15 protein-coding genes are annotated in these 16,566 nt (G+C 32.9%); 10 read left to right on the top strand and 5 right to left on the bottom strand.

Annotation, left to right across the window (positions count from 1 at the left end; genetic code table 11):
* Positions 1-6: 6 nt before the first annotated feature.
* Positions 7-819 carry a Cof-type HAD-IIB family hydrolase gene (locus LQ686_RS04850; protein WP_037588866.1) on the bottom strand — a complete coding sequence of 271 codons (813 nt, stop codon included), beginning with the start codon at positions 817-819 and terminating at the stop codon, positions 7-9.
* Between the two features lie 119 nt (positions 820-938).
* On the opposite strand from LQ686_RS04850, the gene LQ686_RS04855 reads away from it, so the two are divergent.
* Positions 939-1,247 carry a metal-sulfur cluster assembly factor gene (locus LQ686_RS04855; RefSeq protein ID WP_037588867.1) on the top strand — a complete coding sequence of 103 codons (309 nt, stop codon included), beginning with the start codon at positions 939-941 and terminating at the stop codon, positions 1,245-1,247.
* Between the two features lie 79 nt (positions 1,248-1,326).
* On the opposite strand, the gene LQ686_RS04860 is transcribed toward LQ686_RS04855, so the two are convergent.
* Together LQ686_RS04860 and LQ686_RS04865 are read right to left on the bottom strand one after the other, a co-directional pair.
* Complete coding sequence (locus LQ686_RS04860; protein WP_119493851.1) at positions 1,327-1,518, bottom strand: hypothetical protein; 192 nt, start codon at positions 1,516-1,518, stop codon at positions 1,327-1,329.
* A gap of 42 nt (positions 1,519-1,560) precedes the next feature.
* Positions 1,561-2,253, bottom strand: coding sequence for a Crp/Fnr family transcriptional regulator (locus tag LQ686_RS04865; RefSeq protein WP_107565308.1), 693 nt, complete (start codon positions 2,251-2,253; stop codon positions 1,561-1,563).
* A gap of 170 nt (positions 2,254-2,423) precedes the next feature.
* Here LQ686_RS04865 and clpB point away from each other — a divergent pair, with 170 nt between their 5' ends.
* Positions 2,424-5,021, top strand: a complete 2,598-nt coding sequence (gene clpB / locus LQ686_RS04870; protein WP_107565307.1) for an ATP-dependent chaperone ClpB — start codon at positions 2,424-2,426, stop codon at positions 5,019-5,021.
* 415 nt (positions 5,022-5,436) lie between these two features.
* Here clpB and LQ686_RS04875 read toward each other — a convergent pair whose 3' ends face one another.
* Positions 5,437-5,640 (bottom strand): YjzD family protein, encoded by a 204-nt coding sequence (locus LQ686_RS04875; protein ID WP_025905688.1) that lies wholly within the window; start codon positions 5,638-5,640, stop codon positions 5,437-5,439.
* A gap of 186 nt (positions 5,641-5,826) precedes the next feature.
* Here LQ686_RS04875 and LQ686_RS04880 point away from each other — a divergent pair, with 186 nt between their 5' ends.
* Entirely contained in the window at positions 5,827-6,768 is a 942-nt protein-coding gene (locus tag LQ686_RS04880; protein WP_107565306.1) for a beta-ketoacyl-ACP synthase III, read from the top strand.
* A gap of 14 nt (positions 6,769-6,782) precedes the next feature.
* Positions 6,783-8,027, top strand: coding sequence for a beta-ketoacyl-ACP synthase II (gene fabF, locus LQ686_RS04885; RefSeq protein WP_025905686.1), 1,245 nt, complete (start codon positions 6,783-6,785; stop codon positions 8,025-8,027).
* A gap of 66 nt (positions 8,028-8,093) precedes the next feature.
* On the opposite strand, the gene LQ686_RS04890 is transcribed toward fabF, so the two are convergent.
* Positions 8,094-8,465 (bottom strand): DUF3899 domain-containing protein, encoded by a 372-nt coding sequence (locus LQ686_RS04890; RefSeq protein ID WP_025905685.1) that lies wholly within the window; start codon positions 8,463-8,465, stop codon positions 8,094-8,096.
* Positions 8,466-8,846: 381 nt separating this feature from the next.
* Between LQ686_RS04890 and opp3b the strand changes: the two genes are divergently transcribed.
* The 6 genes from opp3b (at position 8,847) to LQ686_RS04920 (ending at position 16,459) form a co-directional block, all read left to right on the top strand.
* Positions 8,847-9,773 (top strand): oligopeptide ABC transporter permease, encoded by a 927-nt coding sequence (opp3b, locus tag LQ686_RS04895; RefSeq protein WP_025905684.1) that lies wholly within the window; start codon positions 8,847-8,849, stop codon positions 9,771-9,773.
* Positions 9,773-10,843, top strand: coding sequence for an oligopeptide ABC transporter permease (gene opp3C, locus LQ686_RS04900; RefSeq protein ID WP_107565305.1), 1,071 nt, complete (start codon positions 9,773-9,775; stop codon positions 10,841-10,843). Before opp3b ends, opp3C begins: the two co-directional genes overlap by 1 nt.
* 14 nt (positions 10,844-10,857) lie before the next feature.
* Positions 10,858-11,931, top strand: a complete 1,074-nt coding sequence (locus LQ686_RS04905) for an ABC transporter ATP-binding protein (RefSeq protein ID WP_025905682.1) — start codon at positions 10,858-10,860, stop codon at positions 11,929-11,931.
* Positions 11,931-12,896 (top strand): ABC transporter ATP-binding protein, encoded by a 966-nt coding sequence (locus tag LQ686_RS04910; protein ID WP_107565304.1) that lies wholly within the window; start codon positions 11,931-11,933, stop codon positions 12,894-12,896. The genes LQ686_RS04905 and LQ686_RS04910 overlap by 1 nt, the downstream gene beginning before the upstream one ends.
* Before the next feature lie 147 nt (positions 12,897-13,043).
* The gene (locus LQ686_RS04915) at positions 13,044-14,714 is read left to right on the top strand and encodes a peptide ABC transporter substrate-binding protein (protein ID WP_107565303.1); all 1,671 of its coding nucleotides are present in this window, start codon (positions 13,044-13,046) and stop codon (positions 14,712-14,714) included.
* 89 nt (positions 14,715-14,803) lie between these two features.
* Complete coding sequence (locus tag LQ686_RS04920; RefSeq protein WP_239733195.1) at positions 14,804-16,459, top strand: peptide ABC transporter substrate-binding protein; 1,656 nt, start codon at positions 14,804-14,806, stop codon at positions 16,457-16,459.
* The last annotated feature ends 107 nt before the right edge of the window (positions 16,460-16,566 follow it).

The following is a 16,566-nucleotide window of genomic DNA, read 5'->3' on the forward strand; positions in this document are numbered from 1 at the left end:
ATCCCCTTACATATTTAAGTCAAAATGTTTGTTTAAGTATTTTCCGATACCATCATTATTATTAGTGTCTGTAACTTCTGTTGCAATTTCTTTAAGTTCTGGAATAGCATTTCCCATTGCGATACCATAATTGGCAAATTGAATCATTTCAAAATCATTATCTTCATCACCAAAAGCAATAATATTATCAAAATCTATATCTAAATATTCAGCGACATATTTTACCGCTTTACCTTTGTTAATACCCTTTTTAACAATTTCAATAACAGGAAATGGAGCACCCCAACGACGATGTTCTATAAATTCAGCATAGTGTTTATTTAAATGCCTTTTAATACGTGGAATTTCACTTTCTTCTGCTTGAATTAATAAACTCGTAGGAGATTCAGGTAGTAATTGATCAAGTTCTCCATATTTTATTTCAGGATTGCCCATACTGAATCCTTCAAATAATGATTGATCATAGTTGTTGATATACACTTGGTCTTTAACTTCAGCAATAATATTTTTAATATCAAGTTGACTAATATCTTTATAAATTTTGTATGCGATACGAGTATCAAATTGTTCATGTTTCGTTGGGAACCTATTATCTGTTGGATGATGAATATAAGCACCATTAAAATTAATGATCGGGGTATTCATATTCATTGCATTGTAATAATCCACACTTGCTCGATATGGTCTACCAGTTGAAATCATAATTTCATGACCGGATTTTTTTAAATACTGTAATACTTTTTTAGTAAAAGGTGAGATGCGCTTTTCATCGTTTAATAATGTGCCATCTAAATCTAAACAAATTAAATGTTTTTCCATATCGATAACTCCTTACCATTTTTCTTTATGATACATACAATAATATCATATCATTTTCTTTAACCCATGCTTTAAATTTGATATATTATATATAGTAACTTTTAGAATGAGGTGAAAATATGGAAGAAGCAATGAAAGATAGTATTATCGGTGCACTTGAGAATGTAATTGACCCAGAACTAGGAATAGACATAGTTAACTTAGGTCTTGTATATAACGTTGACTTAGACGACGAAGGATTATGCACAGTAGAAATGACTTTAACTTCTATGGGTTGTCCAATGGGGCCACAAATTATAGATCAGGTTAAAACTGCATTAGCAGAATTACCTGAAATTAAAGAAACAGAAGTTAACATTGTCTGGAATCCACCATGGGGCAAAGACAAAATGTCACGTTACGCTAAAATTGCATTAGGTGTAAGCTAAAAGTAATCAAAAAGCAGTAGAGATCATGTTTAAAACATGATCTCTACTGCTTTTGTTGTTTATAGTTATTTGTCTGAAATTAATTATTATTAGACTTTGGTTTCTTATGCTTGTCTGAGATTAAAGTATAGACGATATAAAATATAACGAATATCAATATGATAGTGGTAACAGGATTCAAAGGCTTGTTATTAAAAATTGCATTATAAAATAAATTTATAGAATAGGCTAAACTACATAAACCTAGAATAATCCAGATTAAGTTTTTCATTGATATCCTCCTTATAGAATAAAGGTTTTAAAATCTTAATCCTTATTCTATCCTACATATGGATAAAGGACAATTTTCGCAATTGATGGCTCGCTTTAAATAATCTAAGTCGTGTATTGTGATTTTCTTATGATTGATGGAGACGATTTTCTCTTTCTTTAAATTACTCAACATACGGTTAACACTTTCTCTTGTTACATTACAAAAATTGGCTAATTCATGATTGGTTAAATCTACATTGATCAAAATGCTATTTTCATCTTGTATGCCATATGTATTTGCTAATTTAATCAATATTGAATAGAATGCACCTGTTTTACCAAGTGTGTAGACATCTCTAATTTGATATTCATTTTTTTCGTTTTCATTTTGTACCCACAGTAACCATTCATATTTAAGCACTTCATCGTTTAAAATGGCTTCTTCGAATTGTACTTTAGGAATACTAAATACGACAGCTGCTTCTTTTACTCTTGCTGAAAGGCTATGTGTCTTTCTTCCACAAAATAATGTAGTCGAACCGAAAATACTATGTCTGCCTAATAGTTTAGTATTAAATTCTTTCCCGTCTTCCATTACGCGATGTGTAATGACTTTTCCCTCTACAATTACATAAATATGATTACATAAGTCTCCAGTATGGTATATATAATGGTGGGCATCAAAATGGTGTCGTTGACCATGTTGAATAATATACTCAATAATTGAAGTTGCTTCTGTATATGTAGTTTGCAAAAGATCACTTCCCCTTATGATTTCACTTATAGTTTACCATAAAATGTCATAAAAAAGGTTTGTAATTTTGGTGCTTTATATTTGTCAAAGAAGGTCAAAAGGTATATAATCAAATTAAGGTCAAAGATAGTCAAACTATTGGCCGTTGAAAATTTAAAGAGGTGATACATTTGGATATTAATCAGATGACATATTCCGTACAAAGTGCAATTGAACAAGCACAACAATTATCACAATCATATCAACTACAAAATATTGAAATAGAAGCTGTATTACTTGCAGCATTAAATGAAGATGAAAGTATTTTTAAAAGAACGCTTGAAAGAGCAAATATTGATACAGAAATTTTAAAAGATAAATATGAACAAAAGTTAAAACAATATTCTGTAGTTAAAGGTGATAACGTCCAATATGGACAATATATTTCGCCAAAGCTTAATGAATTATTTAATAAAGCAGATAAAATTAAAGAAGAAATGCAAGATGACTATATGTCTATGGAGCATATCTTAAAAGCAGCCATCGAAGTTGACCAAACAACAATCGATATTGTAGGCAATAAAAAAGAAGTCATTAATGAAATTATTAATAAAATAAGAGGAGGGAATCGTGTGACATCACAAAATCCTGAAGTACAATATGAAGCATTATCTAAATACGGTAGAGATTTAGTCGAAGAAGTTCGAAAAGGGAAAATGGATCCTGTAATCGGTAGAGATGAGGAAATTCGTAATACGATTCGTATATTAAGTAGAAAAACTAAAAATAACCCAGTATTAATAGGTGAGCCTGGTGTTGGTAAAACAGCCATTGTAGAAGGACTTGCTCAACGAATTGTTAAAAGAGATGTTCCTGAATCACTATTAGATAAAACAATTTTTGAATTAGATTTATCAGCATTAGTAGCTGGTGCCAAATTCCGCGGTGAATTTGAAGAAAGATTAAAAGCAGTCTTAAAAGAAGTTAAAGAATCTGAAGGAAGAATTTTATTATTCATTGATGAAATTCATATGTTAGTTGGTGCAGGTAAAACAGACGGTGCAATGGATGCAGGTAACATGCTTAAACCAATGTTAGCAAGAGGTGAGTTACACTGTATCGGTGCAACAACTTTAAATGAATATCGTCAATACATTGAAAAAGATTCAGCATTAGAAAGACGTTTCCAAAAAGTAAACGTTAAAGAACCTGACTTAGAAGATACTATTTCAATTTTAAGAGGTTTGAAAGAAAGATATGAAGTACACCATGGTGTTCGTATTCAAGATAGAGCATTAGTGGCAGCAACTGAATTATCAGATAGATATATTACAGATAGATTCTTACCAGACAAAGCGATAGATTTAGTAGACCAAGCTTGTGCAACAATACGTACAGAAATGGGTTCTAATCCAACTGAGTTAGATGCTGTAAATAGACGTGTGATGCAGTTAGAAATTGAAGAAAATGCACTTAAATCAGAATCTGACCAAAGCAGTCAAATTCGTCTAGAAGAATTACAAAAAGAATTAGCCGATGAAAAAGAAAAACAACAACAATTACAAAGTAAAGTTGAACAAGAGAAAGAACAAATCAAATCATTACAAGATAAAAGAGCAGAATTAGATGAAAGTAAACAAGCGCTTGAAAATGCAGAAAATCAATATGATTTAGCTAAAGCAGCAGAACTTAAACACGGCAAGATTCCACAAATAGAAGCAGAATTAAAAGAATTAGAAGAAGCATTTGCTGAAGAAACAGGATCTGATCATGACCGACTTATTAGAGAAGTTGTAACAGATGAAGAAATTGGTTATATCGTCAGTCAATGGACAGGTATCCCAGTATCAAGACTTGTTGAAACTGAAAGAGAAAAATTACTTAAACTTTCAGACATTCTACATGAAAGAGTTGTTGGTCAAGATGAAGCTGTAGATTTAGTGTCAGATGCTGTTGTAAGAGCAAGAGCAGGTATTAAAGACCCAAATAGACCGATTGGTAGTTTCTTATTCTTAGGTCCTACTGGTGTCGGTAAAACTGAATTAGCTAAGACATTAGCAGCAACATTATTTGATTCTGAAAAACATATGATCAGAATTGATATGAGTGAATATATGGAAAAACACTCTGTAGCACGTTTGATTGGTGCGCCTCCAGGTTATGTAGGTTATGAAGAAGGTGGCCAATTAACAGAAGCGGTTAGAAGACAACCATATTCAGTTATTTTATTAGATGAAATTGAAAAGGCACACAATGATGTGTTTAATGTATTACTTCAATTATTAGATGAAGGTAGATTAACAGATGCAAAAGGTCGCAGTGTTGATTTTAAAAATACAATTATCATTATGACAAGTAACATTGGATCACAATATTTATTAGATGGCGTTACTGAAAATGGTGAAATTGAAGAATCAGCTAAAAAACAAGTAGACGATAGCTTGCATGCATACTTTAAACCAGAAATATTAAACAGAATGGATGATATCGTATTATTCAAACCACTTTCTATTAAAGATATGAGTCATATCGTAGATCATATTATTACAAACTTAAACATTCGATTAGTAGATCAACACATCAAAGTGAGTGTAGACCAAGATGTGAAAGAGTGGATAGCTGAAGAAGCGTATGAACCACAATTTGGTGCAAGACCATTGAAACGATTTGTACAAAGACAAATTGAAACACCATTAGCAAGATTGATGATCGGTCAAGAATTAAAAGAAGGTACAATAGTAAACGTACACTTAGTAGATGGTGAAGTTAAATTTGAAGTAAATGCATAATAAAGTATCCCGTCATGTAATTGGCGGGATTTTTTTGGTGTTGTGTATAAGGTAGTAATTAGCAAGTTAGGTGAGAAGTGCAAATAGTGGGTGTGTTATTAGCAGTTTTGATTAGAAGTGCAAATAACGAGTGTCCATAGTAACACTTCGGCCGAGTTTTGTAACTATAGCGGTCCATAGTAACACTTCGGCCGAGTTTTGTAACTATAGCGGTCCATAGTAACACTTTGACCGACTTTTGTAATTATAGCCGCCCATAGTAACACTTTGACCGATTTTTGTAACTAACGCCCCCGTTATGAACAAGTTTGGCGAAAAGTGTTCACAACGCCCCTGTACAAACCGTGAATATAAGCCAGAAAAAATATAGTTAATCACAAACAAAAAATCCCGTCATATAATTGACGGGAATTTTTTATGAATGTTGTGTACTTTGTTTGTCCGAAGAAGATTTACCAACTAAAGCATCTAAAAGAATAATAACAACTGTAAAAATGATTGCATAAATAGTTGGACTAACAAAATTTAGCGCTTCATCTGAACCGCCTAAACTATGTAAAACAAAGTTTATCATTTGTGATAATAAGAATGCCCATATAAAAGTTAAGATGTATTGCATTTTTTATCCTCCGTAACTGTTAATGTCATATCATTCATTATAATTAACTTTTTATAAATTGTATACCTTATATGATGAAAACGATTTAAATATTTTTAAAAGTGAGTCTGTGCTTGTATATAATGGTATAAGTATGTTAAATTAGTACCTGATAATAACAACAGATTATAAGAAGGTGTCAATATAATGGATATTGGTATAAAAGGTTTTGGGGCATATGCGCCTAAACGCGTGGTAAAAAATGAACATTTTGAAAGTTATTTAGATACATCAGATGAATGGATTACAAAAATGACTGGTATAAAAGAAAGACGTTTTGCTGATGATACTGAAGATACAAGTGATTTAGCATACGAAGCTGCGGTAAGAGCGATTGAAGATTCAGGTCTAGATAAAGAAGAAATCGAAATGATCATCGTAGCAACTTCAACAGGGGATAAACCATTTCCAACTGTAGCAACTACGTTACAAAAAAGATTAGGTTTAAATAAAGTGCCATCTATGGATCAACTTGCTGCATGTACTGGTTTTATTTATGGTATAGTAACTGCACAACAATTTGTACAATCTGGTCTTTATAAAAATGTATTAGTAGTTGGTGCTGATAAACTAACGAAAATTACAGATATGAATGACAGAAGTACAGCTATATTATTTGGTGATGGTGCTGGCGCAGCTATCATTGGCGAAGTATCAGAAGGTAAAGGTATACTAAGTGTTGAGCTTGGTTCAGATGGTAATGGTGGACCACACCTATATCAAGATATGGATGCTAATACAATCCAAATGAATGGACGTGAAGTCTTTAAGTTTGCAGTTAGAATTATGGGTGAAGCTTCAACTAAAGCAGTAGAAAAAGCAGGTCTACAATCAGAAGACATCGATATGTTTGTACCACATCAAGCTAATATCAGAATTATGGAATCTGCTCGTGAAAGATTAGGTATTGCTAAAGAGAAGATGAGTGTAACTGTAGATAGATACGGGAATACATCTGCAGCTTCAATACCCTTAAGTATTGCATATGAATTAGAACAAGGTAAAATAAAAGATAACGATACAATAGTCCTAGTTGGATTTGGTGGCGGCCTGACTTGGGGTGCCATAACGTTACGCTGGGGTAAATAGGAGGAAATTGGATAATGACAGAGAAAAAACGTGTTGTAATGACTGGTTTAGGTACATTAAATCCTTTAGGAAATGACGTGCCTACTACTTGGGAAAATGCAATTAACGGTAAAAACGGCATAGACGAAGTAACAAGGATTGATGTTTCTGAATTTCCAGCTAAATTAGCGGGTGAATTAAAAGACTTCAATATTGATGATCATATTCCGAAAAAAGATGCTCGTAAAATGGACAGATTTACGCAATATGCAATTGTTGCTGCGCGTGAAGCTTTAAAAGATTCTAAATATGAAATTACAGATGAAAATAGTCATCGTGTAGGTGTTTGGATTGGTTCAGGTATTGGTGGTATGGAAACATTCGAATACTCACACAATATGCTTTTAAAACGTGGTCCAAAACGTGTAAGTCCTTTCTTCGTACCAATGATGATTCCAGATATGGCAACTGGTCAAGTATCTATAGATTTAGGCGCTAAAGGTCCAAATGGTTGTACAGTTACTGCTTGTGCAACAGGTACAAACTCTATAGGTGATGCATTTAAAATCATCCAACGTGGTGATGCTGATGTTATGTTAGCTGGTGGTACAGAGGCACCTATAACAGAAATGGCTATTGCAGGTTTCAGTGCGAATAAAGCATTATCTACAAATCCTGACAAAAATACAGCGTGTCGTCCTTTCCAAGAAGGAAGAGATGGCTTCATCATGGGTGAAGGTGCTGGTGTAGTTGTATTAGAATCATTAGAATCAGCTGAAGCACGTGGTGCACATATTTATGCTGAGGTAGTAGGATATGGATCAACTGGGGATGCATTCCATATAACAGCTCCATCTCCAAATGGAGAAGGCGGTGCTCGTGCAATGCAAGCAGCCATTAAAGATGCTGGTATTAAACCAGAAGATATCCAATATTTAAATGCACACGGTACAAGTACACCAATTGGTGATTTATATGAAGTATTAGCTATTAAATCTACTTTCGGTGATGCAGCTAAGAACTTAAAAATAAGTTCAACTAAATCAATGATGGGTCATTTACTTGGTGCAACTGGTGCAGTTGAATCAATCTTAACGGCTTTATCAATTGAAAATAGTATTGTCGCTCCGACAATTAATGCAAACACACCAGATCCAGAAATCGATTTAGACTATACGCCTAATGAAGCGGCTAAATTAGATATTGAGTACGCTATGAGTAACAGCTTAGGCTTTGGTGGACATAATGCAGTATTAGTCTTCAAAAAATATCAAAAATAGCTCATAAAAATAAAGCAGAAATACCAATGAAAAGTTGGTGTTTCTGCTTTTTATTTATGAAAAATATTAAACGATAAACCCTAGAAAGATTGAGATAATAAAAAATAATGTACTTAATACGACAAAAGGTAATACCCAGTTATGTATTGTTCTTTCTTTTAAATGTAGTTCTTTCATATTTGGATTCATGATTTCATCGTCTTTCAAATAATCTTGTGACGCTTTAGACTTCATATGAAAATTAAACTTCCGAACTGCTTGTCTAGAAACTTCTCCAACGCCATCTTGTTTCATCGCAACAATCCAACTTGCTGCAAAAGCAATTGTCATGATGTAAAAGTATATATTAGCTGCTTGATCTAGGTCTTTTAAAAAGATAAGACAAAGGACAGCAAATAGGCCAATATAACCTATAGTAAAAATACCCCAAAATTTCATTATTACCTACCTCTTATCATTAGATTTAAGTGTATTATAACAGATTAGAAAAAAATATTTATGTTTTGTGGAACTTAATAAAAAAATAAGTGTAATTTTACTTATGTATAATTATTGTATGCTACTACATAGTAAATGACTGAAAATTAGAAAAAATAGGTAATTAGTAAACAAATGTTGTATATTTATGCTATTAAAGTGTATATCGATATCGCGTTGTCGCTTTATCGTAATAAAATAATCTATTATTTTGAACACTTTCATATTCAAAATTCTGAATATTCGTGTTGATTTACATTGTATAAATTCTGTATAATGTATATAAATATTTCTGAATATTAAAAGAAATATGAATTCGATAAGGGGATTGGAGGCAAAACAATGGTTAGATATACTTTGAAACGTATTATTTATATGTTCATATCATTGTTTTTAATTATGACGATAACATTTTTCTTAATGAAATTGTTACCGGGTTCACCGTACAACGATGAGAAATTATCAGAAGAGCAGAAGGTTATTATAAATGAAAAGTATGGTTTGAATGATCCTGTACCAGTACAATACGCGAACTATTTAAAAAATGTCGCAAAAGGTGATTTTGGTATTTCATTCCAATACGATAACAGAGAGGTTTGGAGTTTAATTAAACCTAGACTTGGACCATCTGTAGAAATGGGTACATATGCGATGATTTTAGGAACTATTACTGGTTTATTATTAGGTATAGTTGCTGCAATCAGGCAAAATACAATAGTAGACTATGGGGCCACCTTCCTATCGGTAATATTTATTTCAGTTCCATCATTCGTTCTAGCTGTACTACTACAATATGTATTTGCTGTTGAATGGCAAATATTCCCTGTAGCAGGTTGGAGTGGATTTATGACTGCTGTATTACCATCAATTGCGTTAGCAGCAGGTGTAACAGCAACAATTGCACGTTATATACGTTCTGAAATGATTGAGGTCCTAAGTTCTGATTACATAGAATTAGCAAGAGCTAAGGGGATGTCAAGTGCACGTGTTATCTTTGGACATGCAGTACGTAATGGATTAATTCCAATCATTACGATTATCGTTCCAATGTTAGCAGGTATCTTAACAGGTACTTTGACAATTGAAAATATATTCGGCGTTCCTGGTCTAGGTGACCAATTCGTTCGATCAATACAAACAAATGACTATCCAGTCATTATGGCTTTAACATTACTATTCAGTTTCTTATTTATTATTTCAATCTTTTTAGTTGATGTACTTTACGGATTAGTAGATCCAAGAATCCGTGTTGAAGGAGGTAAAAAATAATGGCTAATAATGATGATAACAAGTTAAATAATAGCGGTTATGATAACGCCTCTGTTACACACTCAACACAAGGTATGCCAGCAGAAAGCTTTGTATTACATGGAAGAGATAAAGTAGTAGAAGAAAAATTCGAAAGAAAAAGTCGTACATTCTGGCAAGATGCTTGGAAGCAACTTGTAGGGAATAGACTAGCGATTGTTGGTTTAATATTCCTTATCTTACTGACAATTCTTTCTTTAGTAGGACCATTAATGAACGATCATAAATTCAGTGATCAAAACGTTTCACATGCGAACTTACCACCGAAAATTCCAGTATTAGATAAAGTTCCGTTCTTACCATTTGATGGTACTGATAGAGATGGCTTTGACTTATATGAAAGTCAAAACGTTCAAGAAAATTACTGGTTCGGTACGGATGAACTTGGGCGTGACTTATGGACACGTACTTGGAGAGGTACACAAGTATCCTTATTCATCGGTGTTGTAGCGGCAGCTCTAGATATCTTTATCGGTGTTATTTACGGTGCTGTATCAGGTTACTTCGGAGGAAGAATAGATGATATTTTACAACGTATTGTAGAAATACTTTCTTCTATTCCAAACTTAATCGTCGTAATTTTATTCGTATTACTATTTGATCCATCTATATGGACAATTATTTTAGCCATGTCCGTAACAGGTTGGCTCGGTATGAGTCGTATTGTACGTGGACAATTCTTGAAAATTAAAGAACAAGAATTCGTAATGGCATCAAGAACATTAGGGGTTTCTAACTTTAAATTAATCTTTAAACATATTTTACCAAATACACTTGGCCCAATTATTGTAACGTCAATGTTTACAGTTCCAAGTGCAATTTTCTTCGAAGCATTCTTAAGCTTCATTGGATTAGGTATTCCAGCACCACAAGCATCACTAGGTTCATTAGTTGATACAGGTAGAAAAATGTTGCTGATTTACCCACATGAATTATTCGTACCAGCAACAGTATTAAGTTTATTAATCTTATTCTTCTACTTATTCAGTGATGGTTTAAGAGATGCGTTTGACCCTAAAATGCGTAAATAAGGAGGAAATTAATTATGGCTAAGAGAATATTAGAAGTAAATAACTTACATGTTTCCTTCGACATTGACGCGGGGGAAGTACAAGCAGTAAGAGGTGTAGACTTTTATTTAGATAAAGGGGAAACACTTGCGATAGTTGGTGAATCAGGTTCAGGTAAATCTGTTACGACTAAAGCATTAACACGCTTATTGCCTAGAAAAGTAGGTCGAATTAAAGACGGTTCTATCTTGTTTGACGGGAAAGATATTGCAAAATTAAGCGAAAAAGAAATGCAGAAGATTCGTGGTAAAGAGATTGGTATGATATTCCAAGATCCTATGACTTCACTCAATCCAACTATGAAGATTGGTAAGCAAGTCATGGAACCACTTATTAAGCATCAAAAATTATCTAAACAAGATGCGAAAAAGCGCGCATTAGATATTTTAAATTTAGTAGGTTTACCGAAAGCAAAAGAAAGGTTTAATAACTATCCTCACCAATTCTCTGGTGGACAAAGACAAAGGATTGTTATTGCTACAGCATTAGCTTGTGACCCTAAAATCTTAATTGCAGATGAACCTACAACAGCATTAGACGTAACGATTCAAGCACAAATATTAGAATTGATGAAAGAATTACAACATAAAATAGATACTTCTATTATCTTTATTACACATGACTTAGGTGTAGTAGCTAACGTGGCAGATAGAGTAGCAGTAATGTATGGTGGACAAATTGTAGAAACTGGTTCAGTTGATGAAATTTTCTATAACCCTAAACATCCATACACATGGGGCTTACTATCATCTATGCCAAGTTTAGAAACATCTCATGATACAGAACTTTTGGCTATCCCTGGAACACCACCAGATTTAATCAAGCCACCTGTTGGAGATGCTTTTGCTAGACGTAGTGAATATGCCTTAGATATTGACTTTAAGGAAGAGCCACCTTGGTTCCAAATTTCACCTACACACTTTGTGAAGTCATGGTTGTTAGATGAAAGAGCACCTAAAGTAGAATTACCAGAAGCTGTTAAATTAAAACAAAAAGCAACACCAGATCAATTTGACAAGCCAAAACGTGTAGAAAGGGTGACGTTCTAATGGCTGATAAAAGAGAAGTACTGATTGATGTTCAAAATTTAAAGCAATATTTCAACGTAGGCAAGAAAAATGAGGTAAGAGCGGTAGATGATATCTCGTTTCAAATATTTAAAGGTGAAACATTAGGTTTAGTTGGTGAGTCTGGTTGTGGTAAATCCACAACGGGACGCACACTTATTAAACTATATGATGCAACTGACGGGAAAGTCATCTTTGATAACGTTGATATACAAAATATCAAAAAGCGTAAAGACTTATTACGATTTAATCGTCGTATGCAAATGATTTTCCAAGATCCATATGCATCGTTAAACCCACGTCTTAAAGTTATGGATATAATTGCTGAAGGTTTAGATGTTCACAAACTCGTTTCAAGTAAAGAAGAAAGAAAAAAACGTGTTTACGAATTACTTGAAACAGTTGGTTTAAATAAAGAGCATGCTAATAGATATCCACATGAGTTCTCTGGTGGACAAAGACAAAGGTTAGGAATTGCGCGTGCATTAGCTGTTGAACCAGAATTCATTATTGCAGATGAACCTATCTCTGCACTTGACGTTTCGATTCAAGCACAAGTTGTTAACTTAATGCAAAAGCTACAAGATGAAAAAGGCATTACGTTCTTATTCATCGCGCATGATTTATCAATGGTTAAATATATTTCAGATAGAATCGGTGTAATGTACTTTGGTAAATTGGTTGAACTTGGACCATCTGACCAAATTTATAAGCATCCTCAACATGAATATACTAAATCATTGTTATCAGCGATTCCATTACCAGATCCTGATTCTGAACGAACAAGAACAAGATCTTCATATAATCCAGATATACATAAATATGAAGACGACGACAAACTAGAATTAAGAGAAGTAGGTCCGGATCACTTTGTATATTGTTCTGAAAAAGAATTTGCTGAGAAGAAGGCCAACTATAATAAAGACTTTGATTTAACAGAAGCATAATATTATAGTTTTTAATCTAGATTTATCGTATTTTAACAATTGTTTGAAAATTGTGTGAATTTTTGTTGTTATTCATACATTTTTAAAATATAATTATAATAACTCTTCTGATTAATCAGGGGAAAGAAAACAAGGGGGAAAAGCTATATGAGGAAGAAGATTTCGGTTTTATTGTCAATACTCGTTGCAGCTGTTTTAACGTTAGCAGCATGTAGTGGTGGCGGTTCTAAAAGTGACGAAGGTGGTAAAGGCGGCGTTAAGAGTGAAAAATCTGAAAACGTCTTAAACTTATCTTCAACATCAGATATTCCAACTATGGATTCATCTTTAGCAACAGACCAAGTATCATTCTTTACGTTTAACCAAACTTTAGAAGGATTATATGTATTAGATAAAGATGATAATCCTGCACCAGGTGTTGCAAAAGCAGATCCTGAAAAATCTGCAGACGGTAAAACTTGGACTATCAAATTAAGAGACAATGCAAAATGGTCAAATGGTGATCCAGTTACAGCACATGACTTCGTTTATGCTTGGCAAAGAACTGTAGATCCAGACACAGCAGCTGAATATGCATACATGTTTGAAAACATCGAAAACGCTAAAGACATCACTGCAGGTAAGAAAAAACCTGAAGAATTAGGCGTTAAAGCAATTGATGATCATACTTTAGAAGTTAAATTAATTAAAGACGTTCCTTGGATGCAAAGTCTATTTGCTTTCGGTTCATTCATGCCTCAAAACGAAAAATTCGTTGAGAAACAAGGTAAGAAATTCGGGACTACTGCTGATGCTACATTATCAAACGGTCCATTCATTATGAAAGAATGGAAAACTGAAGATAATTGGAAGCTTGTACCAAACAAAGAATATTGGGATAAAGACAAAGTTAAACTTAAAGAAGTTAACTATAAAGTTGTAAAAGAAGTACAAACAGCTATTAACATGTACCAAACTGGTAAATTAGATACTGTTGGATTAGATGCTTCAAACGTTACAAAATACAAAGATAGAGAAGACTTCTCTACTCAATTAAACTCTTCTAACTATTTCTTTAGAATTAACAAAACTAAGAATAAAGATTTAGCAAATGAAGATTTAAGAAAAGCATTCGCAAAATCTATTGATAAAGAACAATATGTTAAATCATTATTAAACAATGGTTCTGTTCCTTCAGATAAATTAATGGTTAAAGATTTCGTTAAAGACAAAGACGGTAAAGACTACATCGATGGCGTTAAATCTCCATTAAATTATGACAAAGAAGAAGCTAAGAAATTATTAGAAAAAGCTAAAAAAGCAACTGGTAAAGATAAATTCAACATCGAGTTATTAACATATGATGCTGATGAATCTAAAAAAGCAGCTGAGTTCGTTAAAGAACAAGTTGAGAAAAACTTACCAGGTGTAACTTTAAAAATTAAACAACAACCGTTCAAACAAAAATTAGCGTTAGAATCTAAAGGCGATTATGACATTTCATTCGCTGGTTGGGGTCCTGACTATCCAGACTCAACTACATTCTTAGATTTATTCAAGAAAAATAGTCCACATAACCAAACTGGATATGCAAATGCTGAGTACGATAAAGCATTAGAAGAAGCTAATTCTGATGAAATGTTAAAAGATGAAAATAGTGCTAAACGTACTAAATTATTACAAGATGCTGAAACTAAATTCTTAGACTCAGCTTCAATTGGGCCACTTTACCAACAAGGTGTTGCACGTTTACGTCAACCATACGTTAAAAACTGGCAACCACATAAATTCGGTGGTGACTACTCACTTAAAGAAGTAGAAATCGCTGGAGCTAAATAAAAGTGAATGAAAGCAATCAATGGAAACATTGATTGCTTTTCTTTATATATTCACGATGTTTGACACAATAATGAGGAGGCGCATTAAAAATGAAAAAGTACAAAGTCATATTTATGATACTAGTCTCATTGGTGCTTATTATGTCAGCGTGTAGTAATGATAAAAATGAAAAAGGTAGTAATATTAAACAATCCAAATCTAAAAATGAACTTAATTTATCATCAGGTGATGATATACCTACTATGGATCCATCATTAGCAGCTGACCAAGTTTCATTTACAACTTTTGCTCAAACGTTAGAAGGCTTATATGTATTAGATAAGAATGACAAACCTATACCAGGTGTTGCAAAAGATGAACCTAAAAAGTCTAGTGATGGGAAAACATGGACAATTGAATTGAGAGATAACGCCAAATGGTCTAACGGGGACCCAGTAACTGCACATGATTTTGTATATGCATGGCAAAGATCAGTCGATCCAGATACAGCTGCAGAATTTGCATATATGTTTGAAAATATAGAGAATGCAAAAGACATTACGCAAGGTGACAAAAAGCCTGAAGAATTAGGTGTTAAAGCGATTGATGATCACACACTTCAAATTAAACTCATTAAAGATGTGCCTTGGATGGAAAGTTTATTAGCATTCGGTTCATACATGCCTCAAAATGAAAAGTTTGTTAAAAAGCAAGGTGACAAATTTGGTACAACAGCTAAGACGACATTATCTAATGGACCATATAAATTAACAGAGTGGAAACCAGAAGATAAATGGAAGCTTGAAAAGAACGATGAATATTGGGATAAAGATAAAGTAAAAGTTCAAGACGTAAACGTTAAAGTTGTTAAAAATACGCAAACAGCCATTAATATGTATCAAACAGGTAAGTTAGACATGGTTGGTTTAGATGCCCAAAACATTAAAAAATATAAAGACAGAGAAGATTTTTCTACTGAAGCAACATCAGGAAGTTACTTCTTCAGAATTAATAAAGAGAAAAATGAAAACTTAAAAAACGAAGATTTAAGAAAAGCAATTGCGAAATCAATAGATAAGAAATCATATGTGAATTCGTTGTTGAATAATGGATCTAAACCATTAGATACATTAATGATTAAAGACTTCGTGAAAGATAGTGACGATAAAGATTATACAGAAGGTGTGAAGTCGTCTCTAAGCTATAATAAAAAAGAAGCAAAAGAACATCTTGAACAGGCGAAAAAAGATTTAGGTAAAGATAAATTTACAATTGAATTGCTAACGTATGATGAAGATGAATCTAAAAAAGCAGGAGAATTTGTTAAAGAACAAGTAGAGAAAAATTTACCTGGCGTAACATTAAAAATTAAACAACAACCATTTAAACAAAAACTCGCACTTGAGTCTAAAAAAGACTTTGATATTTCATTTGCAGGTTGGTTCCCAGATTATCCAGATCCAACAACATTCTTAGATTTATTTACGTCTGATTCACCGCATAACCAAACAGGATATGCTAACAAAGCATATGATAAAGCATTAGAAGAAGCCAATTCAGATGAAATGTTGAAACCAGAAAATAGCGATAAACGTATTAAAGCATTACAAGATGCAGAATCAGAATTTTTAGATTCAGCATCCATATCTCCATTATTCCAAACAGGGTCTGCAAGATTGAGACAGCCATATATTAAAAATTGGCAAAACCATAAATACGGTGGAGATTACACATTAAAAGGCGTTGAAATAGAAGGCGCTAAATAAATTAATTTAATAGGGATATTTAAACCATTTGTGTATGGATTTTATATCCCTATTTATTTTGTAAATTTTTAACACTTTATTGATACTGAAATTGACTTTATATATAA

The sequence above is a fragment of the Mammaliicoccus sp. J-M41 genome, from assembly GCF_022385935.1.
Lineage (GTDB): Bacteria > Bacillota > Bacilli > Staphylococcales > Staphylococcaceae > Mammaliicoccus > Mammaliicoccus sciuri_A.